The organism is Dyella acidisoli (assembly GCF_030160295.1).
Classification (GTDB): Bacteria; Pseudomonadota; Gammaproteobacteria; order Xanthomonadales; family Rhodanobacteraceae; genus Dyella_B; species Dyella_B acidisoli.
Genome location: NZ_BSOB01000018.1, coordinates 196,944 through 218,229 on the forward strand (window position 1 = coordinate 196,944; position 21,286 = coordinate 218,229).

Here is a 21,286-nt window from a genome sequence, read left to right on the forward strand (position 1 = left end):
TCTCAACTCCCCCGTTCGTTGTCACCAAGAATCTTGATGACAAAGTCTATGAATGCACGCACTTTCGCGGCGCGATGGTGGCGAGAGGGATAGATGGCATAAAGCGGAAAGCGTTCATCCGACCAGTCGGGAAAGAGCTCAACCAAACGGCCGCTTCGCAACAATTGCTCGCACCCAATTTCGAGTATCTGCGCAATGCCGGCGCCGGCCTCACAGGCATTGAGCAGCGTTCCCGAATCAGATACCAGCAGGCGTCCTTTGACGCGTAATGGCACTACCTCCTTTTTCCTCCTTACTTCCCATTCGTAAGGACGTCCGTTCGCTGCATCATAGAAATCGATGCAATCATGCTTTTCCACTTCTTTTGGATGTCGTGGCTTAGTGTGCCTTTTGAGGTACGCAGGTGAGGCAACAGTTATCACCCGTGTTTCGGTGAGTTTGCGTGCCACAAATGAACCAACGGGCGGCTCGCCGAAACGCAACGCCAAATCGAAACCATCGGCCACAAGGTCCCCCGTCGAATCGCGCATGATCAACTGGACAGAAAGCTCCGGATACTGCGCGAGGAAGGACGTGAGATGCTTGGCGAGAACGACGCGCGAAAAATACGGATCGATGTTAATGCGCAGCCGCCCTTGTACCTTCTGGGTTGAACTCGCCGCTCGCGTGGCCGCATCTTCAATACCCGCGAGGTGAGGGCCTACCTCCTCGTAGAAGCGTCGCCCTTCGTCCGTTAATGAAAGCGATCGCGTTGTACGAGCCAGGAGTCGAGCCCCAACGCGTTGCTCCAACCGTTGCAACGCACGACTTACACCGGATGGAGACAAATCCAACGCCTCGGCAGCACCGGCGATGGTCCCGGCTTCCACGATCGCGAAAAGCACGGAGACGCCGGAAAAGAGTTTAGTGTTTTGCGCCATGGTCATTCATGACAAAAGTGCACGACTAAAACGACATAGACGCTATTGAAGCATGAATAGCAAGACTAGATAGTGACGACACGGACGGCCGCCCCAGGCCAAACCCGCCGCAACGCTCACTATTCAAGCAGGACTACCCACTATGTATGCCATTACAGGTATCACCGGCAAAGTCGGTGGAGCGCTCGCGCGCACCTTGTTGTCCGAAGGAAAGCCGGTTCGCGCTGTATTGAGGAATCAAGACAAAGCCCGGGAGTGGGCCCAGCGAGGCTGCGATGTAGCCTTGGCCAAAATGGATGATGTGGCCTCACTGACAGCCGCCTTTAAGGGTGCCGATAGCGTTTTCATCCTGCCGCCTTCCGAATTCGCCCCCCTGCCCGGCTTCCCTGAGGCGCGTGCAGTTATCGATGTGGTCAAAACCGCGCTTGAATCCGCGCGTCCTGCCAAAGTGGTCTGTCTTTCGACCATCGGCGCCCAGGCCACGAGAACCAACCTCCTGAGTCAGCGCACGCTGATGGAAGAGGCCCTCGCCGGCTTGAACATCCCGGTGACATTCCTGCGCCCTGCCTGGTTTATGGAGAACTTTGCATGGGATGTGGAATCAGCCCGTCAAGAAGGCGTCATCCACAGCTTTCTACAACCGCTCGACAAACCCGTTCCGATGATTGCCACAAGGGATGTCGGACGCATCGCTGCGGAACTCATTCAACAAAATTGGCAAGGATGCCGAGCCGTCGAATTAGAAGCGACAAAACGGATATCACCCAACGAGATTGCAGCCACCTTTGCCAAGGTGCTTGATCGCCCTGTGACCGCGCAGATCGTCCCGCGGGAAACCTGGGAAGAGTTGTTCACGTCCCAAGGTATGAAAAACCCTATCCCGCGGATGCTGATGCTCGATGGTTTCAACGAAGGCTGGATTGAATTTGAAGGCAATCCGTCTCGTATTCTTCGCGGCGATACCGAATTGGAGACGGTGCTTCGGGAAGTCGCAGTTGGATAAATGCAAAACAGTGCCAGGTTGACTCATGGGATGAAGCTCAACCTGGTACCGTTTCTGCGTTTCTGCGGTACCGTTTCTGCGACTTCCTACTCATGAAGCGTTGTATGTCTCGCCCATCGTCCTCGCTCAATAGGCTTAAGGAAGGGGTCAAAATATGTCCCTACCTTCAACAATATTGAGTAACCTTGGAAACACATAAAGGCCCGGTCTGCGTCCCTTTCCGGGACGGATACATCGGACAATCTTCGCCTCAACGAGTTGTTGCACCACCTTATGCGCGGACGCAGCAGGAATCTCTGCGCTGTTCTGCAAGCCAGCAATACGGAAAATAGGGCTTGCAAAGATAGTGTCAACAATTAGCGCGCTGTGTTGTGAGTGCGTTGCGTCGCGGACAGCTACCTTCATCTCTTCATAGAGCTTGTAGATTCCGCTGGCGGCTTCAATGTTCTTGTTGGCCTGCTCGGTTACGGCCCTCAAAAAGAAGATAACCCACTCATTCCACTCACCTCTGTCTGTGACTGCACGGAGCCTTGCGTAATATTCGTCGCGATGACTTTCAAGGTAACCCGACAGGTAGAACATCGGTGCGTGGATACGCTTTTTACAGTAAAGAAACAACGGAATTAAAAGGCGACCGATGCGCCCATTACCATCTATGAAGGGGTGGATGACTTCGAACTGCGCGTGGACCACGGCAGCCTGGATCAGGGGATCCATGTCATCGCCAGCAATGTACTTCTCAAATGCCTCCAGATGCTCAATCAAGATCATCGGGTTGGGCGGTACAAAATTCGCCTGATCGATCGAGCAACCCTTGGGTCCAATCCAATTTTGCTCCGTACGAAAGCTGCCTGGCTGCTTATCTTGACCACGAACCCCATCCATCAGAACGCTATGCAGCGACCTGATCAGCTGAAGGGAAATCGGGCGCTCTTCCACCTCCCGTGACGCACGCCGCAGCGCAGTGCGGTAATTCAGCACCTCCTCGACATCATCATTCTTTGCATCATCGAACTGCTCACCTGCATCGCTCTCTAGCACATCACCCACAGTGGCCTGAGTGCCCTCGATGCGCGACGACAAGACAGCCTCTTGGGTCGTCAGAGGAGAGAGCATAACCTCAGCGTTTACCATGCCCTTCAACAGGCCGTCATATTGCGATAGCGCTGCGATTGCTTGGCCGAGGGGCGTGATCAGCCGGCTAGCATCGAGCACGCTGAGGGGAAGAGCATCCGGGATCCAAGGTTTCATGATCCCAAGATATAGGAGCAATTTTTTTTGTCTACAGAATTTCGACCTTTTTTGGAATCAAATTTTCTTTCTTCCAGATCTTGGAAATTTCGTGGGGAGAAGTTTTCCGCATATTTTGGGGGTAAGGCCTACGGCGCCCCTAAATGTTGGGGATCTTTTCGCCCGTTGCCAAAATCCGTCTCAAACCTGTCGGTCCCAAGATGCTCGCACTGGGCCGATCTCGGGTCCGCGCGGACAGGATTGGCGACACAGCAGGCACCACTCCTACACATCCAAATCAGCCACCAGTATAAGGACCTGTTCCAGGCAAAACGCGCAACAACGCTCGGCTGATCATCGACGGATAGACGGAGAGATGGTCCTCGTCGGGGATGACAAAGTTCTCAACGGAAAGATGCGGGTATTTGCGTTCCTTCAAGCTTAGGGTGAATTCCCTTGCATCCTGCACCATGTCAAAGGTTTTGTTGTAGCGAGGCGCCTTTTTGATGGCTTCGAATTCACCGTCGTAGAGCAATACACGAGCCGTAAGATCGCGATGCGTTTTGGCATAGACCTCTTCGTAGCGCTTGATTACATGATCGTCGTACTGCAAAGACGGGCTACTGAGGATATAGGTCTGGAACATCTCAGGCTTCGTTAACAGTACGAAGGCTCCGAATAGGCCGCCATAGGAATGACCGACAAAGTATCGACGCGACATGTCGACCCGATATTTATCAGCAATCAAAGGAAAGACCTGCCCTTCGACGTAGTCCCGGTAGGCCTCAGCTTCGCCGTAATGTGATGCTTGGTACTGATCCGGCCTGCGTGGATGTTGAAGTACGTTGGTAGGCGTAAAGTCTCGGCTGCGACTTTCTGCGGACGAGTCGCCGGCAGCATATGACAGGCCAACCAGCACGAATTCCTCGATGTTCTGCCCTCCCGCACCAAGTCTGTTGCGGATGCTGTGAATCAGCGGGAACGAATAATCCGCATCAACCACGAACAGCACGGGATATTTTTTGTTGGTGCTTGCATAGGAGACCGGAAGGTCGACCCAGACCTGATACAGACGATGCGATTGAGCAGAAGGCAGTGTATGAACAATTGTGTTCGGAACCTCGTAGCGCGGCAGTGATTCATCGGCCTTGGCGCTAGATACAACCATCGCCAGCGTCATGCAAAGAGAAACGTTACGGATGACCTTGCCTACCCATCCAATAGAAAGCGATTGCATGATTAGTTCCTTTCTCGATAGGTGATCACTTGCACCCAGCACGACCAAGGTTCCCCTTAGGTCGCATATGTTGACTTAGGTACCTAGCTGCCATGTCACAACGTGCCCCTTGATGATCCAGTGTCCACCGGACTTTTCGAGGTAGAAGTATCGTCCCATGGATTTGCTCTGATCTAGCCAGCTAACGATACCCACGTAAATGAGTGCGTGACCACGGTCTGTAGCAATGGCCGGTCGCGACATATAGAAGGCCATTTCTGGCTGCGAGGCGGGCTTTTCAGTTACACCCTTGCCATACAAAAACTGAGGCACATTCACCGGCAACGCGTGAGTCAAGGTAGAGGGCACCTGGCCTTCGTGAAGCATCTTCTTGGAAAGCTCCACTGTTACCGATGGCATAGCGGAACTGAGCCTCTCCACTAATGCTTCCGGGGTGGTATCGGCCGACCTCATTCCACTGCATCCTCCAATCGCAAAGCCGTTGTCTACAGGAGGATTGCAGTCAAACGTTGCCGTCTGCGTTGCGACCAGGACTGGCTTGTTGCTCCCAGCTGGATATTCGGCCTGAAGAACGGTGGCTGCTACTTCATAATCGGCCTGAGATAGCCCCGTACCCTTCGACGACTCCTGTGCCGCCAAAAGGTGCAACGGTAGGGCCAGACAGATCACAGCTGCCAGGCCGGAGATGAGCTTGCGCACTTTGTCGCCCTTTAAGACTTTCGACGCAGTAGAAGAATCAGTTAGACGACAATCTTCGCTTTGAGTTGAACGTGAATGTCTCGAACGTCAACGGTAAATACACGCTGATCAGAATGTCGGTGTGGTCACATAACCACTCTGCCGCCGTTCCCACCTCCGGCGTATAGGCTCCCGCAACCGCAAGCATGGCCGCTCCACCAGATAGTGAAGCGCCGCGCCGACAACGAGTACGGATGCTATATAGATCAGCACTGTCCAAATGCCGTGCCCATCGACCCATGGCGCGAAACGGCCGTGCAATTGCCCGTAAACCATCTTGTGGGTCAGATAGAGACTGTAAGATGCCGTCCCAAACCATTCCGCCCCCGGAATTCGAATACTAGCCAGCACACTGCGTTGGCTAGCCGCCCCCGCCACAAGCGCCGTCATGGCAACGGACAGAATCGGATAGCCGAATACATTGGCAGCCAAGTCAAAGCGTTGCTCCCCATTAAAACCCCACATGCACAGGCCGATGAGCAAGACTCCCGTCATCAGCACGCCGTTGGCATTACGTTCGATCCACGCCCAGCCACGCGTGCGATAACTGCGTGCAGCTGCTAGCGCGACACCGCCGAGCAGATCGTCAAGACGGGCATACGTCGGGTAGTAGAGGAAGCGCAGATATGCGTCGCCTGCTTCACTACCGTTGGCCTGAATTGGTTGAACAAAGTGCATCCATAGCCAAGTGCGAAGCACTATGCCGCCTAGGACCAACGCAGCGATAACGGCTGCACCGCGCACAAGTCGACCTGTGCGTAAGAGCAAGAGTGCAAGCAACGGGAACAACAGATAGAACTGTTCTTCCACACACAATGACCAAGCGTGTGAAAAAGCGCCACGATTTGGATCAATGAACAGATTGAGTGTGTAGGCAAGGAACTGCCACAGCGGCATCATGCCTGGCTCTTCGCGCATCGAAGGCCACGCGACATAGATACCCAGAACCAAAAAGTAGGCGGGCAAGGTTCGAAAGCCTCGCCGAAGATAGAAGTCGACAAAATCGATGCCGCCACGGGAGACGAGAGCATTGAACACCTGCGAGCCGATCAGGAAACCTGATAGTGCAAAGAACAGGTCCACACCCATCCAGCCACTCCAGCGCAGTACGCCTCCTCCCATATAGCCAGCCAAATAACTGTGAAATGGCATGACCCACAGAATCGCGATCGCTCGCAACAGGTCAAGCCCCGGCTTCCGTTCCATGATTTCCCCTGTTGAGCAGGCTAGCGGCCTGCGAATGAGCGATGCGGTTCGTGCGCGTGGCACTGTAGCGCCAACTTATCTTGCGGTCGCTCTAATTTACTTGGAATTTGTGGCTTCGCTCTGGCGCAAAGGAAGACAGACTATGACTGGCTTTGCTCATTTGACGAGCAACACAAAGCATTCTGGCCGAACTGCGGTCTCCACGAACACGCCACATAGGCGACGCTGGTGACATGCAAGCCAAAAAGAATATAGTCCCGGCGACAAGACCCTGCGCTGCTCATACAAAGATCTAATCCATGCTCACTGTATTCATGCGTACACGCTGTGTCCTTCCTGCGATAGCCATTGCGTTTGCCGCCACTTCCGCCGCGGCTTCCGACTCACCCCCTATCGCAAACGTCACCACAGGCCAGCTGTCGGGCGCTCATGACAACAAGACGGGTTTGAACGAATTCAAGGGCATTCCGTATGCCGCGCCACCTATTGGACCATTGCGCTGGAAGCCACCTCAACCTGTGGCCGCGTGGACGGGAGTGCGGCAAGCCGATCACTTCGGGCCACGCTGCATGCAGCGGCCTATCTACAGTGACATGGTGTTTCGCTCCAACGGAGTGAGCGAAGACTGCTTGTATCTCAATGTATGGACACGTGCGCACAGCTCGAACGAGAAGTTGCCGGTGTTGGTGTATTTCTATGGTGGCGGCTTTTCAGCCGGTGATGGTTCGGAGCTTCGTTATGACGGAGCGAGCCTTGCTCAACGCGGCATCGTTACTGTCACCGTTAACTATCGCTTGGACGTATTCGGTTTCCTGGCCTTGCCGGCGCTGGCGGCTGAGTCGCCCGAGCATGCTACGGGCAACTATGGGTTGCTCGACCAGAATGCGGCATTGCGTTGGGTTCAGCAGAATATCGCAGCGTTTGGTGGCGATCCGGATCAGGTCACCATTGGTGGGGAGTCGGCGGGTTCCATGTCGGTGTCGGCGCAGATGGCTTCGCCTTTATCGAAGGGATTGATGCAACGTGCTATTGGCGAGAGTGGCGCGGTGCTCGGCAATCTCAAGCCGAGGCCGTTGGCGCTTGCAGAGCAGCAGGGTCAGGCTTTCGAGCAGCGGGTTGGTGCGCACTCGCTGGAGCAGTTGCGCGCCATGGACGCCAATGCGTTACTCAAGGCGGCTGGTGAGAAGGATGTGCCTGAGTTTCACCCTACGATCGACGGCTATTTCTTTCCTCGATCGCCGGAGGCCATCTATCAGGCTGGCGAGCAGGCGCACATTCCGCTGTTGGTGGGTTCGAATTCGCAGGAGGGTGATTACACCAGCTTGCTCAACGACAAAGCACTCACGCCCGCGAACTATCGTGCCGCTATGGAAAAGCGCTTCGGCAAGCATGCGGCGGAGGCATTGAAGCTCTATCCGGCCAGTGCCGAGGCGGAGGTCAAAGCCTCCGGCACGGCATTCGCGAGTGATGACTTCATTGCTTTTGCGACGTGGCGCTGGATGAACATGCAGCACCAGACCGGACAAGCGCCGGTGTATTACTACTATTTCACTCAAGCGCGTCCGGTGAAGCGTGATGGCAGTGCCGGCCCGGATGCAGGGGCGGTGCACAGCGGCGAGATCGAATATGCGCTGGGCAATTTATCCGGCAATAACGTCTTTGCCTGGACCGCCGCGGACCATCATGTTTCGGACATCATGCAGGGCTATTGGGCAAACTTCATCAAGACCGGCAATCCCAATGGCGTGGGTTTGCCGAATTGGCCAGCTGTCGCTAACAAAGATAATGGTCTCCTGCGCCAGGTGATCGGCGTGGACACGCACGAGAGTGTCGACCATAACGCGGCGCGTTCCGAATTTCTGCAGCGCATCGATCCAGACGCTCATCTTTGACAGCTGGATGAAATTGCCTCACCGTCATTCCGGCGCAGGCCGGAATCCATAGCCAGTGCGAAGCGTGGATTCCGGCCTTCGTCGGAATGACGACTAGGTAATATCAAAGATCGGGTTAGCCAACCGATTTCATTGAAATCATCGAACAAAAGCAGGCGAAACCTCTGGCACCGAACTGAGCCAGTTCTCATTACCCAAACGCTCCAGCACATCGTCAATCTTTATGTTGATCGCCTCGAAGATGAAGCAAAGCTCGGCACGGCCAATGGTCAGCGTGGCGCCGCTTTTCACACCATCGCCCTTGCTGTAGGTGATGTGCGCCATCAGCGCCAGCATGGCTTGAAGGTCTTTGAGCCGTTCATAGCCTTCTTCGGACAATAGATAGATTTGCGGTCCGCACGGGCCGCCTTGCATGTCTTCCATGTTGTTCTCCACACGCTTAAGTCACGCCGCGTATTGCGCGCGGCGTGAAGGGCTTCAGGAAAAATCCTGCTCGTTTTATCGGAATCAGCTGCTTCCGTTTCGAGGAATGCCCACTTTGGCTCGACGCTGCGCAGCGTGCGCGGCGGTGAAGTAGGGGAAATGCACCGTGGTGGGAGCACGAAGGCGTGCAGGTGCCTTATGATCGAACATAACCATGATCAACTCTCTCGCTAGTTGGTGGTGGCCAGCGGATCGTTTGGGGTGCAACCCAGACGATTCGCGCTACTTCACTCATGTCGGGTGTGCCGAACTCATCAACGGTGGATGAGCACACCTGACGACAGCACCATCGCATACATGCGATGCGAACATCTGTCAGGGGACGCAGATTTCATGCTGACGATAAAGCTGATGTTCTGACGCGCTATGTTTTGCACCTTTTGTTTGAACTCGCTCTGCGCTCGCGCGAAGACCATGATGAGCGCATCATGGTGCGCGACGACCACGAAAGGCTCGGGAGGGTTGTATGAAGGTCATTCTCTTCGGTGCGACCGGCATGGTGGGAAAGGGTGTTCTTCGACAGTGCCTGCTCGATCCTGATGTCGAGTCTATTCTTTCGATCGGCCGCAAGCCTTCCGGCATGTCGCACCCGAAGTTGCATGATCTCGTTCGCACAGACATGTTCGACTTCAAGGTGGATGCGAATGAATTAAAGGGCTACGACGCGTGCTTCTTCTGCCTCGGCGTGTCTTCCGTTCGCATGAGCGAGGCCGAATATACCCACCTTACGTATGACCTCACGATGGGTTGGGCACGCGCATTGGCACGCGAGAATCCGGCGATGCGGTTCCTATACATTTCCGGTATGGGTACGGGCGGCAAGGCGATGTGGGCACAAGTGAAGGGACGCACGGAGAATGATCTTCTCACGCTCTTGCCCGAGGCGATCATGATCCGCCTTGCTGCGCTGCGCCCGATGCATGGCGAGCGTTCGAAGGCACCGGGTGGCGGCGTGCTGTTTACCTTGGTATCGCCTCTCTGGCCGGTCTTCCAATGGCTCTGGCCCAATGGTGTGATCACAACGGAAGAACTTGGGCGCGCGATGATCACCGCTGCACGCAAGGGTGGCCCCAAGCGTGTGTTGGAGAGTGCCGATCTGGTGGCCTTGGGGCGCTACTGAGAGGAGTACGCCGCTCTCCGACCGACTTGATTAGCGTCGAGTCTCAGTTGGATGTACTTAGTGATATCGAATCTCGCCAGATGGTTGTTCGTCGTCCCGGCGAAGGCCGGGACCCAGTGTCTTTTCGCCTTAAAGTCGCTGGGCCCCGGCCTTCGCCGGGGCGACGATTTGTGCAGAGCATCTCCCTAGCGGCCATATGCGATTCACCACCGGCTATTTCATAAACTTCTCAATCGCATATTGCGCCGCTTGTTCAAAAGACTGAGCGACGCGATCGATGTGCTCACTCAACTCTGGGATCTCCTGCGTTTCCAGGAGATTGGGAAGAAGCACGGCGACGATGACGACATCCGCAAATCGCTTGCGTACTTCCGTTGCCAGCGCATCACCCGCTTCCCACCCGCCAGCCCCGGCGGCATCGACGACATGGATCATGGAAACGGCATTGGGTGTCGCTTCCGGGTGCTCTTCCGCTTGGAAGTCTTCAATATCCTGCATGGAGACATGCCGCGCATCGACGTGCAGGTCGCGAAGAATGCGCACAAGTATTTCCGTCGCTATGTCGTCGTAGGGATGGCCACTACCGATGCATAGCGCGATCGACCCAGGCGCTACGGCAAGCGGTCCCTGCCAACGTCCTGCAACATGCTCGCGTTGCTGCCGAAGGTAGTGCGCGAGGTCATCTTCGAGCACGGAAGTACGGCGGCGCCACCGCGGTTGCGTCGGCGTTTCTCTTCCGAGCGATTCGATGACTCTGATTACCGCTCCTCTTGCTTTGACCAGTTGTTCTGGGCCAATCGCTTTCTGTGCAAGATCCAACTGCGCAAGTTGTAGCGCCGGCAACAATACGACGTCGCAATACTTGGCAAACGATCTTTGCCTTAAGAAGCCGCGCGCGGCTGCAATAATTTCATCGGCATCCCCGGAAAGCGCCCGTTGATAGAACCGCTGCGGCAGCGTCAGGGCCGGCGTGTCGCCAAGCAGAATTCCCAGCAAGGTAAACGCTTTGACGTGTTTCCCTATCACCACCAGGCAAAGCGTCAATGGGGTAGACAGTACCAAGCCCATCGGCCCCCAAAGCCAACTCCAGAAGATGGCCGAAACAACGACGGCTAGCGGCGACAACCCGGTCGCATGGCCATACAACTGCGGCTCCAGCAACTGACTCACCAGCGCTTCGACGATGACGAACAAACCTAACGTCATCAGCATCAGCGACCACCCCGGCGTGACGGCAGCAGCGAGCAAGGCGGCAAGCAATGCAGCCAGCCATACCCCTATGTAAGGCACAAAGCGCAGCACTGCGGTAAGCGTTCCCCAAAGCAACGCGTTGGGAAGTCCTATCGCAGCCAGTCCCAGCCATATCGCGAGGCCCACGCCGAAATTCACTGAGAACTGGGAGACAAAAAAACGAGAGAGGCGTTCGCCGGCGTCATTGATCGCTGCCGTCGTTGCGCGTAGATCTGTGCCGCCGATGGCACGGATAAAACGATCACGCAGGGATTCGTATTCGAGCAAAACAAACACGAGCACGACCAACACAATGCCTGCGGTCTCTAACGGACTCCACAGCGAAGACAGAACTCTTCTTACCGCGTTCCATGGGCTGCCCAAGGCGGTAACGTCCACCGCATTAGTGTATGACGTCGCAACAGGCGCCTCTTGGATCTGCCCTGCATTGCTCTTGGCGCCAAATGCGTTGAATACCTTGCCGGCTTCACCGCTCATCGCTTCCAGGCGGGCTATCGTCAAGTCATGCAGCAGCTGGAGTTTGGCTTGAACGGTCCTCTCGTATTGCGGAAGGCTTTCTGCCAGATGCACGATCTGGGAGCCGATGATCGTCATGAGTCCGGTTGCAATCGTGGCCAGCAGCAGCACGGCGATCAATACGGCGTACGCATGGCCCAACCTCATCTTCTGCAGCAGGCGCACGAACGGCGCCATCAGCAAAGCCAATATAAAGGCCAGGATGACGGGGACCATCACGTCCTTGCCGAAATACAGCAATGCGAGCATCACGCCCATGGCGATGATGGTCAATGATCGTTGGCTTGCGGATGCGATGGGTGGCGAATCTGGCGTGAGGGGCATGATGGCAATGTCGGCTGGAGTGGCTGTTCCGCAGAGGGTGGTCACGCAAGTGGCATTTGAACTGCACGTACCTTCACCCCTGGGCATCATTCAAGCCTGACGTGCGCCAAGGATGTGCCCGATTGGATCACAATTTGTGCGTGCTCTTTAAGGCTAGCGGAACGCTATCGTGTATACGCTGATCGGTCAGACCTAGGCTTGTTTTTCTGCCGCTTGGCACTGTCTCCCGATCACAATTCCAATGCTGCCATGCCCCCTCTCCCCTCCGGGGAGAGGGCTGGGGTGAGGGGTCAATCTCGCGGGATAGTTCGCTCCATAAGAGATTCAAAGGGCAAAACTTGCACGCAGCCGTCGAGTTTCCCGCAAGCCCGGCCCCTCACCCTAACCCGCTCCCCGAAGGGGAGAGGGGACTGGTTCGCCGCGTCTTGCTTGTTATCAAGCAAGTGATAGCACGCGAAAAATGCGATCAAGAGACAGCACTCGGATCAGCAATCGAGCAAAACCACGCACTCGATCCCTGCCCTGGCCATTTTCGAGTAAGGGCAAATGCGCTCGGTGTTGCGCACCAATTCCTCGGCGATCGCCCGGTCGACACCCGGCAGGCGGATGCGGATAGTCGCTGTGAGCATGAACAGACCATCGACCGGGTCGCGGCCGAAAGTGACCGAGGCGACAACCTCCGCGTCGGGGATCGTCACGTTCGCCCGCTCCGCAAGCAGGCTCAGCGCGCCGTGGAAGCATGCGCCGTAGCCCGCTGCGAATAGCTGTTCTGGATTGGTGCCGCCACCCGGCCCACCCAACTGCTCAGGCATCCGCAGTTGCACGTTGAGGGCTCCGTCGTCGGAACGGGCCACGCCAGAAGTGCGGCCATGCCTGGATTCACCGCCGCTGATGGATACGGTCGCCGTGTAAAGCGGAAGGAAGTCCTCCCCAACATGCTTGTCGAGCAGCGAGGTGGACGGCGGTCGCAGGTCGGTCATGTTGGCTTGGAGTCCTTTGATAGCGGATAGCCAATTTCCTCACCGTTTCGTACGGCGCACCGATCCATTGAGCACGATGTGCCTCGCCAGCGATCGGGCGTCCCATAAGTAGCAGCACCTCACGCCGCCGCTCCGCGGCTGCCGAACGCAGAGTGAGCGAACCAGGTTTGGAAGTTCTGTACGCCCAAACGCGCGCCCTCGCCTGGCAATAACGTGGTCGGCTCCAACACGGCACCGAAGTAGGGCGCCTTCGGATCCGCAACGACTTTGCGCCGATCGCCTATGGCGATGAGGAATCGCTGCACCCATTCCGACAGCGGCGCTTTCTCCGGACCGGCAATTTCCACCGTGCCGTTGACGGCTGGACCAAGCGCGTAATCGGTGACCGCATCCGCAACGTCGTCAGAAGCGATCGGCTGCATCAGTCCGCTCGACAGGCGGATCTCCTGACCCGCGCCACCATCACCGGCAATGCCGTTGAGGAATTCGAAGAACTGAGTGGAATGGACAATGGTGTACGGAACGCCGGCGGCGCGTATCAGCTTTTCCTGCGCCACTTTGGCGCGGATGTATCCACTCGCTGCAAACGCAGGACGACCGGTACCCACCACCGACAACGCCACATGATGCTTTACGCCGGCTTTCTTCTCTGCGGCGGCAAGGTTGTGTCCCGACTTCTCGAAGAAATCCAGCGCGGCCCGATCCTCGAACGAGGGAGAGTTGGCCAGGTCGATCACTACGTTTGTGCCTGCCATGGCCTGCTCCAGTCCCTCGCCGATGACAGCATTGATGCCTGACGATGGCGCTGCGGCAACCGCTTCATGGCCGCGCTTGCGCAAGCGCTCAACGACTTTGCTGCCGATGAGTCCGGTTCCGCCGATGACTAGGATTTTCATGGAAGACCTCCGCGTTACATTTGCGCCAGTGGCGCGTGGTGAATGCATGCTAGGCGTGGCGATCGGCAGCGGGTAGCACCACCGATGGGCTCGCGATGTTGCATGCAACGCACCAATCGTTGCACCGCTGTAGCAACGGTGGCGTCAAGCAACGCTCGCCGTGAATGCGGCACTCACCTTGCTTGCGGGCACAGGTAAAATCGGGGTCAGCCCGGTCGCGCACTGCAAGTCCAGTGCGCGTATGCCTGCTGTCATGAAGTCGATAAAAACGCGTATGCGCGCTGGCAACTGTTGCCGACTCAGATAGCAGAGGTAGTGCCCACGATCGTCAGGCGCGTATTGCGCCAGACACGCCACCAGACGGCCGGTTCGCAGATGTTCGCTGATCTGATAGCCGGCCATCTGCGCAATACCCTGACCGTCGAGCACGGCCTGCAGCACCAATTCCTCGTCGTTGAACGTGCACGTGGACGATGGCAGAAACTTTTGTATTCGACCGCCAACTTTGAATTCCCATTCGAAGATCCTGCCCGACGCTGTGCGGAAATTGATGCAGTTGTGCGCGGCCAGATCTTCCACTTGCCGCGGCAGCCCGTGCGTATGCCGATACGTTGGCGAGGCGCAAATGAGCATCGGCATCGGGATTAGCTGCTTTGCGATGATTTGGCTGTCCTCCATGCGCCCGTTGCGAAACGCCACGTCCACCCGCTCCGCACTGAAATCTGTAGTGCGATCGTCTAACAGCAGATCGACGGCGATATTCGGATAGCGTTCGCGAAAACCACTGAGCAGCGGTGCCACGATGCGACGCCCGAACCCCACCGTGGCACTGATCCGCAGCTGCCCGCGCGGCGGGCCTTCGCGCAGATCGCGCATGTCTTCCAGAGCCTGGACAATCCGCTCCACGCCTGGATGGCAATTTCGATAAAACAGTTCACCCTCGCGGGTCAACGTAGTGCTTCGGGTGGTGCGCAAAAACAACCGTGTACCCAACTGCGCCTCCAGCTTCTGCACACTGCGACTGACGGCCGAACGGCCGATACCGAGTCGGTCGCCCGCGCGCGCGAAACTGCCTTCCGTCGCCACCGCAATAAACGCGACTACACCGGCGTAACTTGCCGAGAAGCTCGACGCGAGCGCATCGCTGTTTGCGCACTGGGGTCGATCTTGCGAATCGGGAGTCATTTGGCATGTCCAGTCAGGGCTTCGCATTTGCCAGGCGAAGCGCATCCAGCACCGGCATTGGCCGGGCTATACCTGATAGACGTTTTGGCTGCGGCGTCTGTGACAGCCTCCATCCATTGTTGCCTGAGCGGCAACACCACGAGCCCGCTGTCGGACCTACCGGGCGAATCGCGCCGAACCTAGGCTGAGCGCCACACGCTATCGAGCGCGAGCGGACACCTCAGCCGACCGGCCTGAGCAATGGCCATGCCGTGCCCAGGGCCGTGTCGGAGCTGAATTAATTCGAGGAGACACCCATGCGCATGCTCAAGACATTCCGATTCAATACGTTCGGATTGCTGCTGTTCCTGCTCGCTTCCGGCGTTGCCGCAACGCAATCGGCAGAGGACGCTTCCGCCTCATCAAAACCGCCGATGGCCCACGTCTCAGAGCTAATGACCAAAGCCCTCAAGGATTATCCCGGCAAGGAAGGCAAGATGATCCTCGTCACCTACCCGCCCGGCTCGGTCGATCCGGTCCATCGCCACTATGCGCACGCCTTCGTCTACGTGCTCGAAGGTTCCATCGTGATGGGCTTGAATGGCGGCAAACAGGTAACGCTGGGGCCAGGACAAACGTTCTATGAAGGGCCGGATGACGTGCACACGGCTGGCCGCAATGCCAGCCGCACCAAGCCGGCCAAATTCGTGGTGTTTCTGTTGAAGGATCAGAACAAGCCGATACTGGTACCCGTGCACTGAGCTTTTCGGTGCACCGTTTCTCAGCGTGCGTGCGTTCAGCCATCCGACGACACAGATTTATGCTTTCGATCTACGCTCGATCGAAACGCATACTGTGTCACCACACTGTGCGACTTACTTCTTGAAAGCCTGCTTCGTTACGAGCGACCGGACCGCTTCTTTTCCACTTTGCCCTTTTCAGGTGCCTGACCCGAATGCGCGGCATCACGCGCAAAGCTATTCGTCGACTTAAAGTTCTTAGCCTGGTCGACCGCAGAAGTAATCTTCTTACCTGAATAAACCGAATGAATGGTCGCTGCCGACAAAGATTGTGGTGTGTCTTTCATTCGCAGGCCTAGATGATGGGTGGCTGGGCTATCCACCATACTCCTAAATAGTTGGCTCTGCAGATTCGCCCATTTCCATATCAACTTGGCATGGGCAGTACACAATCTCGGCCTGCTGGCATGGTGTACTATGGGTTAGTAGATATTTCCCGCTTCTTGCGCTCCGCGTTGCCATTCAGCAGCTGCGCGCCTCGCTCCCCACTTCACGCTTGAACCACCTCCAGTATGAGGTGAGGCCCGCCCCACGGGAGCACCGATGCCAGACCATTCCACGCGCCATACAGACGGAATCCAGCCCAGAAGGAAAGCGAAAGTCGCAGCAAATTGCTCGACGTGCGAAGCGGTGTGCTGTCGACTGACCGTTACTTTGGGACCTGAGGACAATATCCCTTCTCACTACACCACTTATCTTCCGAATGGCGTCCACGTGATGGCACACGGCGAAGACGGGTGGTGTGTTGCGATGGATCGCACTCGTATGAACTGCAGTATTTATGAAAATCGTCCAACCATCTGTCGACGATTCGTCATGGGTGGCCCGTACTGCAACGCCATTCGCTCTGACTATGCAAAGCAACGTTCTCGCAACATCGAGATCACCCTGAAATGAGAGGACCCCATCATGTCTAGCGCTCGCCATTCCGGTGCCGGTGGTTCTTACACTGGTTCTGCCTCCCCCAAAACTCTGACCAGCGAACGCATCGCCGCAGATATTGCTGCTTTCAACAAGGCTGGCGGTCATATTGAGGTGCTGGGCAATACGCCGCTTCATCGCAAACCTGAAGAGGCCGAAACTGCCACGAACGCAAACAACGCTACTGCGGCCACTAAGCAGTCTCCCGGCCGGAAGTAAGTTTCTATATGCGGTCATGCACATTGCATAGACCGACGTCACCTCCACTGCATTGAGCGAGACATCTCACTTGGCAAAGACAAACTACTCATTTGAAAAGCGTCAGCGCGAACTGGCCAAGAAGAAACAACAAGACACCAAGCAGGCCAAAAAGAAAGCGGTACGCGAGAACCTGAAACCAGGCGATACGGGACGGGATCCTTCCGAAGGCCATTCGTGAACACCCCCGAGGTCGCCCCGCCGCAGGTATAGGCGGGTGGCGACGCTTGTACAGCTGCGATCAAAGAGATCCTGTTTCTCGCTGCCGAAGAAGCGATCGTGCGATCATGTTGCATGACCGCCTTTCATACGCTCCCCCTTAAACCCGCCTTGCTCGCCAGTGTCGAAACCCTCGGCTACAGCGAGATGACTCCTATCCAGGCAGAAAGCCTTCCGGCGATGCTGGAGGGACGCGACGTGATCGCGCAGGCGCAGACTGGCAGCGGCAAGACCGCGGCATTCGGACTGAGCTTGCTGCAATCCCTGCACGTGGAAACGATCCGCTTGCAAGCGCTGGTACTGTGCCCCACACGCGAACTGGCCGATCAGGTGAGCAAGGCCATTCGCAAGCTCGCTGCGAACATCCCCAACGTAAAGCTGCTGACCTTGTGCGGCGGCATGCCCTTGGGACCGCAACTGGCCTCGCTGACGCATGATCCGCACATCGTGGTTGGCACGCCCGGTCGCATACAGGAGCACCTCAAGCGCGGCAGCCTGCACGGCGGCGGCATCAAGGTTCTGGTGCTGGACGAAGCCGACCGCATGCTGGACATGGGTTTCAGCGAGGCCATCGATGACATCGTCGGGCGTATAGCCAAACATCACCAGACACTGTTGTTCTCGGCCACCTATCCGGACGAAATCCGCGAAGCGAGCCGGCGCATGCAGCGCAACCCGGTTGAAATCATCATCGAAGCGCCGGTCGACACCAAACCCGCGATCGAGCAGCAGTTCGTCGACGTTGATCCCGCCCGCAAACTCGACGCGCTGGCCCAGCTGCTTACCGGGGAACGCGGCCAGCACGCGCTGGTGTTCTGCAATATGCGACGAGATGTGGACGCCGTGGCGGAGGAGTTGGATCGCCGCGGCTTTTCTGCATTGGCATTGCATGGCGACATGGAACAACGCGATCGCGACGAAGTGCTGGTGCAGTTCGCCAATCGCAGTTGCGCCGTACTCATAGCTACCGATGTCGCGGCGCGCGGGCTCGACATCCATGCACTGCCGTTGGTGATCAGCTACGACGTCGCCCACGATCCCGACACGCATACCCATCGGATCGGCCGTACGGGCCGCGCAGGACAAACGGGCCTGGCGATAACGCTATGTACGCCGCGCGAAAAACCAAAGGCCGAAAACATCGAACATATACTCGGCAAACCGCTGACGTGGCATCCGCTGAAGATCTCGCCGCCGCATGGCAAGACATTGAATCTGGCGCCCATGAAAACATTGGTCATCGACGCCGGTCGCCAGGACAAGCTGCGCCCCGGCGACATCCTCGGTGCGCTAACCGGCGACGCCGGACTCAAGGCGGACGATGTCGGCAAGATCGACGTTTTCGCCACACGCGCTTACGTGGCGATCAGCCGATCGCTAGCAAGCAAAGCCTTGGAACGCTTGCGTGCCGGGAAGATCAAAGGGCGCAATCTCCGAGTCCGGCCGTTGGGTTGACGTCATCGAGAAGCCATGCGATCGGCATGCCTTGAATTTTCAAGCTATACAAGCTCGCCGTGATCTTTCGAACCGCCTAGGCGTCATCCCATTGGCGAAAGCTGGGATCCGGTGCCTTTGAGGCAGTAAAGACACTGAGTCTCGACTTTCAAAGCCGCCAGGCCTGAAGAGCTGCCAGAGGGGCTTGTCACGAAGTCAATCGGTGCGCGTATGATCCCCAGGAAAATTCAAGACCGGGAGATAGCGCCATGAAATGGACAATCTCTATAACGGCCAGCGCTTTTGCGCTGCTGGCTGGATGCACCAATCCAGGCATCGTCAAGGTTTCTGACAAGACCCCTATGTCGCGCAACGAGACCCCAGTCGTTCGCCCCGATGTTGTGATCCAGAATGAGAAATTCCCTGGTCCCGCGACTCTTTCGCGAGAATATACGGATGTGCAGACGCCCAAACTGAAAGACCTTCTCAGCAGTACGTGGCTCACCAGGAACTAATAGCCGTACTATTTGCGGCGGCGATGTTTTCCTTTCCTGTTTCGACCAAGAACTAAGCGCGTAGGTTGAGGTGCAAACCCCAGCATCCGAATTTATGTGCATGGCGACGTTGGGGTTTTCACCCCAACCTACGTGCTACGCGCTTTGATCCGCTGGATGTCGTGCGATCTATGGCCCCGCCACAGTCAAGCCATACTTGGTGGCACGTGCCTCGATGCCCGAATCAAGCGCGCGCGCTGCGACCAGATCGGCATTGCCCGCGTCCATCTGACCACTGCGGATTTTCGCCAAGCCAAGACCATAGCGCGACCACGCGGAACGCGGCATTTTCGCGATCGCCTGCTCGTAAGCCTTGATCGATTCGGGATAATGTCCCAGCCGCAACTCCACCAAGCCGAGACTGTCGAGATAGGCCGGATTTTCGCCATCGCGCTTGATCGCCTTATGGCAATCGTTTAACGCATCGTCCAGCATCTGATTGCTCAGGCCGCGCGCCCAGCAGCGTTCGTTGAGCACGGAGCCGAGCTGTGCGTCATTGCTATGAAGGCGAATCCAATCGTCCAGCATCGGTAGCGCCGCGCCGGGTTGATCAAGTTGGATGTACATGGCGGCAATCGAACGTGCCTGCGGAGATCCTGCAGGCGCCAAAGGGCTTGCCGCCGCCACATCTGCTTCTGCACTCGTGCGATCTTTGTGCGTGAAGTGAATTCTGGCGCGCAGCAGCAACGCGTCGAGGTTCTTTGAATTCATGCTCAAAGACTTGTTCAAATCGGTGAGTGCCGCATCGGACTGTTTGTCCGCCCAAAGTGCCCTCGCACGGGCAACATAGTAATCGGCTTGATCCGGCGCCATGCGGATCGCCTCATTCAGATCGGCTATGGCAGCCTTCGGCTCGCCACGAGAAAGGTAGGCCTCGCCACGCAACGCGTAATCGGGCGCGGTCTTGAGTGTTGTGTCGTTGCCGCTCGCAGCACTGCCTGCGTCGGATTTATCGCCGTCGTTCGGCGCATCGGCGTAAGCAAACACGCGCCCACCGTTGTAGGTGAAATAAGCTTTTCGCTGGCTGTTGGCGATAAACATATGATGGGCGAGGAGATAATCCAGGCCAAGCAACATGTCGGTTCTGGTATCACCAAGGGATCCATCAATGACTTGCATCTGGCTATGCTGGATGGTTTCCGTGCCGACTGAGAATGAATCGACGCGTACAATCCACGCCTTGACCGACTTGGCACCAAAACCGTAAGTGATGAAGTTCCTCTTCACATCCGGCGCATTAATGTCGATGCCGACTCGCTCCGCAGCGCTGCGGGTTAGCACAGTGGCGTAGGCTCCCGAATCGAGCACTGCCCGCACGTGCTTGCCGTTTATCGTCACGTTGAAAAACGTGCGTCGATCGTTTCGATTGTCGCTCGGCTCGGTATCGGCCATGAAGAAATCGCGACCCGTAGACCAATATGCCAGCGCTGCCTTATTGCAGCCATCCACCTGAAACAGAGTGAATTTTCCATGTGCCATATCGATTTCAAGATCAGCGAAATCGAGCAGATTGGCACCTAGCAATCCATAGCCCGGGTCGGTACCACCGACAAGGAAATCAACATTTTTGAGCGTCGTGCCAAGAATGCCGAATTCCTTCACGCTCGCGTACTGAGCATTCGCGGCGCCTCCAATGCCCATGATGTGAAACCCAAAAGGCATGGGTCGCAGCTTGAGTCCCAGCGACGACGCATTGGCATTCGACATGATGCTGAAAAAGGCCCCGGTATCGAGAGCAAAGCGCGTATCGCTCCCATTGATCTTCACCATGGTCGTGGCGCGCCCGTTTTCCATGTCCACCGGCAACGTGCCGTACTTTTCCAACTTGCAGCTGTCAGCCCAAGCCTGGCTTACGAGCAAAACGCTGATGCCAAGACAGCACAAACGCAACACCTTCATCGCTAAGGTGTCTGCGGCAATTCGTATCGCACCGATCATAGTTTCCCCTGAAAAATATGATGCCCATTGCTGTTCGTATCATGCCCGCCATGCGTGGCGGCTATTTAGAAGTATTACCTCTCCCCAATCTTCCCTTGAGCAACGAGATTGCTTTCGTGTCTTCGAAGGAAACGTCGTGCCACTATTCCTACCAGCATCACTGCGGCGAAAGCACCGTAACCGTAGAGTGCCGGCATGACCT

20 protein-coding genes are annotated in these 21,286 nt (G+C 56.7%); 9 read left to right on the forward strand and 11 right to left on the reverse strand.

The window, feature by feature from the left end; genetic code table 11:
* Nucleotides 1–2 precede the first annotated feature (2 nt).
* The gene (locus QQJ86_RS12060; protein ID WP_284321193.1) at nt 3–920 is read right to left on the reverse strand and encodes a LysR family transcriptional regulator; all 918 of its coding nucleotides are present in this window, start codon (nt 918–920) and stop codon (nt 3–5) included.
* A 142-nt stretch (nt 921–1,062) separates the two neighbouring features.
* Here QQJ86_RS12060 and QQJ86_RS12065 point away from each other — a divergent pair, with 142 nt between their 5' ends.
* A complete protein-coding gene (locus tag QQJ86_RS12065) occupies nt 1,063–1,923 on the forward strand; it encodes an NmrA family NAD(P)-binding protein (protein WP_284321194.1) in 861 nt (286 codons plus the stop codon).
* 147 nt (nt 1,924–2,070) lie between these two features.
* On the opposite strand, the gene QQJ86_RS12070 is transcribed toward QQJ86_RS12065, so the two are convergent.
* The 4 genes from QQJ86_RS12070 to QQJ86_RS12085 form a co-directional block, all read right to left on the reverse strand.
* A complete protein-coding gene (locus QQJ86_RS12070; RefSeq protein ID WP_284321195.1) occupies nt 2,071–3,174 on the reverse strand; it encodes a Fic family protein in 1,104 nt (367 codons plus the stop codon).
* Between the two features lie 277 nt (nt 3,175–3,451).
* Nucleotides 3,452–4,390, reverse strand: a complete 939-nt coding sequence (locus QQJ86_RS12075; protein WP_284321196.1) for an alpha/beta hydrolase — start codon at nt 4,388–4,390, stop codon at nt 3,452–3,454.
* Between the two features lie 75 nt (nt 4,391–4,465).
* The gene (locus QQJ86_RS12080) at nt 4,466–5,089 is read right to left on the reverse strand and encodes a hypothetical protein (RefSeq protein WP_284321197.1); all 624 of its coding nucleotides are present in this window, start codon (nt 5,087–5,089) and stop codon (nt 4,466–4,468) included.
* A 108-nt stretch (nt 5,090–5,197) separates the two neighbouring features.
* Complete coding sequence (locus QQJ86_RS12085) at nt 5,198–6,334, reverse strand: acyltransferase family protein (protein ID WP_284321198.1); 1,137 nt, start codon at nt 6,332–6,334, stop codon at nt 5,198–5,200.
* A gap of 299 nt (nt 6,335–6,633) precedes the next feature.
* Here QQJ86_RS12085 and QQJ86_RS12090 point away from each other — a divergent pair, with 299 nt between their 5' ends.
* Complete coding sequence (locus QQJ86_RS12090; protein WP_284321199.1) at nt 6,634–8,226, forward strand: carboxylesterase/lipase family protein; 1,593 nt, start codon at nt 6,634–6,636, stop codon at nt 8,224–8,226.
* 138 nt (nt 8,227–8,364) lie between these two features.
* On the opposite strand, the gene QQJ86_RS12095 is transcribed toward QQJ86_RS12090, so the two are convergent.
* Nucleotides 8,365–8,649, reverse strand: coding sequence for an XAC0095 family protein (locus tag QQJ86_RS12095; protein WP_284321200.1), 285 nt, complete (start codon nt 8,647–8,649; stop codon nt 8,365–8,367).
* A 526-nt stretch (nt 8,650–9,175) separates the two neighbouring features.
* Between QQJ86_RS12095 and QQJ86_RS12100 the strand changes: the two genes are divergently transcribed.
* Nucleotides 9,176–9,829, forward strand: a complete 654-nt coding sequence (locus QQJ86_RS12100) for a Rossmann-fold NAD(P)-binding domain-containing protein (protein ID WP_284321201.1) — start codon at nt 9,176–9,178, stop codon at nt 9,827–9,829.
* A gap of 213 nt (nt 9,830–10,042) precedes the next feature.
* Here QQJ86_RS12100 and QQJ86_RS12105 read toward each other — a convergent pair whose 3' ends face one another.
* The 4 genes from QQJ86_RS12105 to QQJ86_RS12120 form a co-directional block, all read right to left on the reverse strand.
* Nucleotides 10,043–11,920 carry an AI-2E family transporter gene (locus QQJ86_RS12105; protein ID WP_284321202.1) on the reverse strand — a complete coding sequence of 626 codons (1,878 nt, stop codon included), beginning with the start codon at nt 11,918–11,920 and terminating at the stop codon, nt 10,043–10,045.
* 485 nt (nt 11,921–12,405) lie between these two features.
* On the reverse strand, nt 12,406–12,900 hold the full coding sequence (locus QQJ86_RS12110; protein WP_284321203.1) for an Ohr family peroxiredoxin: 495 nt from the start codon (nt 12,898–12,900) through the stop codon (nt 12,406–12,408).
* Between the two features lie 119 nt (nt 12,901–13,019).
* Nucleotides 13,020–13,796 carry an SDR family oxidoreductase gene (locus tag QQJ86_RS12115; RefSeq protein ID WP_284321204.1) on the reverse strand — a complete coding sequence of 259 codons (777 nt, stop codon included), beginning with the start codon at nt 13,794–13,796 and terminating at the stop codon, nt 13,020–13,022.
* A gap of 144 nt (nt 13,797–13,940) precedes the next feature.
* Complete coding sequence (locus QQJ86_RS12120; protein WP_284321205.1) at nt 13,941–14,981, reverse strand: LysR family transcriptional regulator; 1,041 nt, start codon at nt 14,979–14,981, stop codon at nt 13,941–13,943.
* A gap of 296 nt (nt 14,982–15,277) precedes the next feature.
* On the opposite strand from QQJ86_RS12120, the gene QQJ86_RS12125 reads away from it, so the two are divergent.
* The 6 genes from QQJ86_RS12125 to QQJ86_RS12150 all read left to right on the forward strand — a co-directional run bounded on the left by QQJ86_RS12125 (nt 15,278) and on the right by QQJ86_RS12150 (nt 19,107).
* Nucleotides 15,278–15,721, forward strand: coding sequence for a cupin domain-containing protein (locus QQJ86_RS12125; protein WP_284321206.1), 444 nt, complete (start codon nt 15,278–15,280; stop codon nt 15,719–15,721).
* Between the two features lie 582 nt (nt 15,722–16,303).
* The gene (locus QQJ86_RS12130; protein ID WP_284321207.1) at nt 16,304–16,657 is read left to right on the forward strand and encodes a YkgJ family cysteine cluster protein; all 354 of its coding nucleotides are present in this window, start codon (nt 16,304–16,306) and stop codon (nt 16,655–16,657) included.
* Between the two features lie 12 nt (nt 16,658–16,669).
* Nucleotides 16,670–16,900, forward strand: a complete 231-nt coding sequence (locus QQJ86_RS12135) for a hypothetical protein (protein ID WP_284321208.1) — start codon at nt 16,670–16,672, stop codon at nt 16,898–16,900.
* A gap of 70 nt (nt 16,901–16,970) precedes the next feature.
* On the forward strand, nt 16,971–17,120 hold the full coding sequence (locus QQJ86_RS12140) for a hypothetical protein (protein ID WP_284321209.1): 150 nt from the start codon (nt 16,971–16,973) through the stop codon (nt 17,118–17,120).
* Nucleotides 17,121–17,233: 113 nt separating this feature from the next.
* On the forward strand, nt 17,234–18,613 hold the full coding sequence (dbpA, locus tag QQJ86_RS12145; protein ID WP_284321210.1) for an ATP-dependent RNA helicase DbpA: 1,380 nt from the start codon (nt 17,234–17,236) through the stop codon (nt 18,611–18,613).
* Nucleotides 18,614–18,861: 248 nt separating this feature from the next.
* Nucleotides 18,862–19,107 carry a hypothetical protein gene (locus tag QQJ86_RS12150; RefSeq protein ID WP_284321211.1) on the forward strand — a complete coding sequence of 82 codons (246 nt, stop codon included), beginning with the start codon at nt 18,862–18,864 and terminating at the stop codon, nt 19,105–19,107.
* A 168-nt stretch (nt 19,108–19,275) separates the two neighbouring features.
* On the opposite strand, the gene QQJ86_RS12155 is transcribed toward QQJ86_RS12150, so the two are convergent.
* Complete coding sequence (locus tag QQJ86_RS12155; RefSeq protein WP_284321212.1) at nt 19,276–21,084, reverse strand: aspartyl protease family protein; 1,809 nt, start codon at nt 21,082–21,084, stop codon at nt 19,276–19,278.
* Between the last annotated feature and the right edge of the window lie 202 nt (nt 21,085–21,286).

What these genes read in the sequence shown, in the direction of transcription:
- QQJ86_RS12060 (WP_284321193.1), bottom strand. Translation starts at nt 920, where the DNA reads ATGGCGCAAAACACTAAACTCTTTTCCGGCGTCTCCGTGCTTTTCGCG.
- QQJ86_RS12065 (WP_284321194.1), top strand. Translation starts at nt 1,063, where the DNA reads ATGTATGCCATTACAGGTATCACCGGCAAAGTCGGTGGAGCGCTCGCG.
- QQJ86_RS12070 (WP_284321195.1), bottom strand. Translation starts at nt 3,174, where the DNA reads ATGAAACCTTGGATCCCGGATGCTCTTCCCCTCAGCGTGCTCGATGCT.
- QQJ86_RS12075 (WP_284321196.1), bottom strand. Translation starts at nt 4,390, where the DNA reads ATGCAATCGCTTTCTATTGGATGGGTAGGCAAGGTCATCCGTAACGTT.
- QQJ86_RS12085 (WP_284321198.1), bottom strand. Translation starts at nt 6,334, where the DNA reads ATGGAACGGAAGCCGGGGCTTGACCTGTTGCGAGCGATCGCGATTCTG.
- QQJ86_RS12090 (WP_284321199.1), top strand. Translation starts at nt 6,634, where the DNA reads ATGCTCACTGTATTCATGCGTACACGCTGTGTCCTTCCTGCGATAGCC.
- QQJ86_RS12095 (WP_284321200.1), bottom strand. Translation starts at nt 8,649, where the DNA reads ATGGAAGACATGCAAGGCGGCCCGTGCGGACCGCAAATCTATCTATTG.
- QQJ86_RS12100 (WP_284321201.1), top strand. Translation starts at nt 9,176, where the DNA reads ATGAAGGTCATTCTCTTCGGTGCGACCGGCATGGTGGGAAAGGGTGTT.
- QQJ86_RS12105 (WP_284321202.1), bottom strand. Translation starts at nt 11,920, where the DNA reads ATGCCCCTCACGCCAGATTCGCCACCCATCGCATCCGCAAGCCAACGA.
- QQJ86_RS12110 (WP_284321203.1), bottom strand. Translation starts at nt 12,900, where the DNA reads ATGACCGACCTGCGACCGCCGTCCACCTCGCTGCTCGACAAGCATGTT.
- QQJ86_RS12115 (WP_284321204.1), bottom strand. Translation starts at nt 13,796, where the DNA reads ATGAAAATCCTAGTCATCGGCGGAACCGGACTCATCGGCAGCAAAGTC.
- QQJ86_RS12120 (WP_284321205.1), bottom strand. Translation starts at nt 14,981, where the DNA reads ATGACTCCCGATTCGCAAGATCGACCCCAGTGCGCAAACAGCGATGCG.
- QQJ86_RS12125 (WP_284321206.1), top strand. Translation starts at nt 15,278, where the DNA reads ATGCGCATGCTCAAGACATTCCGATTCAATACGTTCGGATTGCTGCTG.
- QQJ86_RS12130 (WP_284321207.1), top strand. Translation starts at nt 16,304, where the DNA reads ATGCCAGACCATTCCACGCGCCATACAGACGGAATCCAGCCCAGAAGG.
- QQJ86_RS12135 (WP_284321208.1), top strand. Translation starts at nt 16,670, where the DNA reads ATGTCTAGCGCTCGCCATTCCGGTGCCGGTGGTTCTTACACTGGTTCT.
- dbpA (WP_284321210.1), top strand. Translation starts at nt 17,234, where the DNA reads ATGACCGCCTTTCATACGCTCCCCCTTAAACCCGCCTTGCTCGCCAGT.
- QQJ86_RS12150 (WP_284321211.1), top strand. Translation starts at nt 18,862, where the DNA reads ATGAAATGGACAATCTCTATAACGGCCAGCGCTTTTGCGCTGCTGGCT.
- QQJ86_RS12155 (WP_284321212.1), bottom strand. Translation starts at nt 21,084, where the DNA reads ATGATCGGTGCGATACGAATTGCCGCAGACACCTTAGCGATGAAGGTG.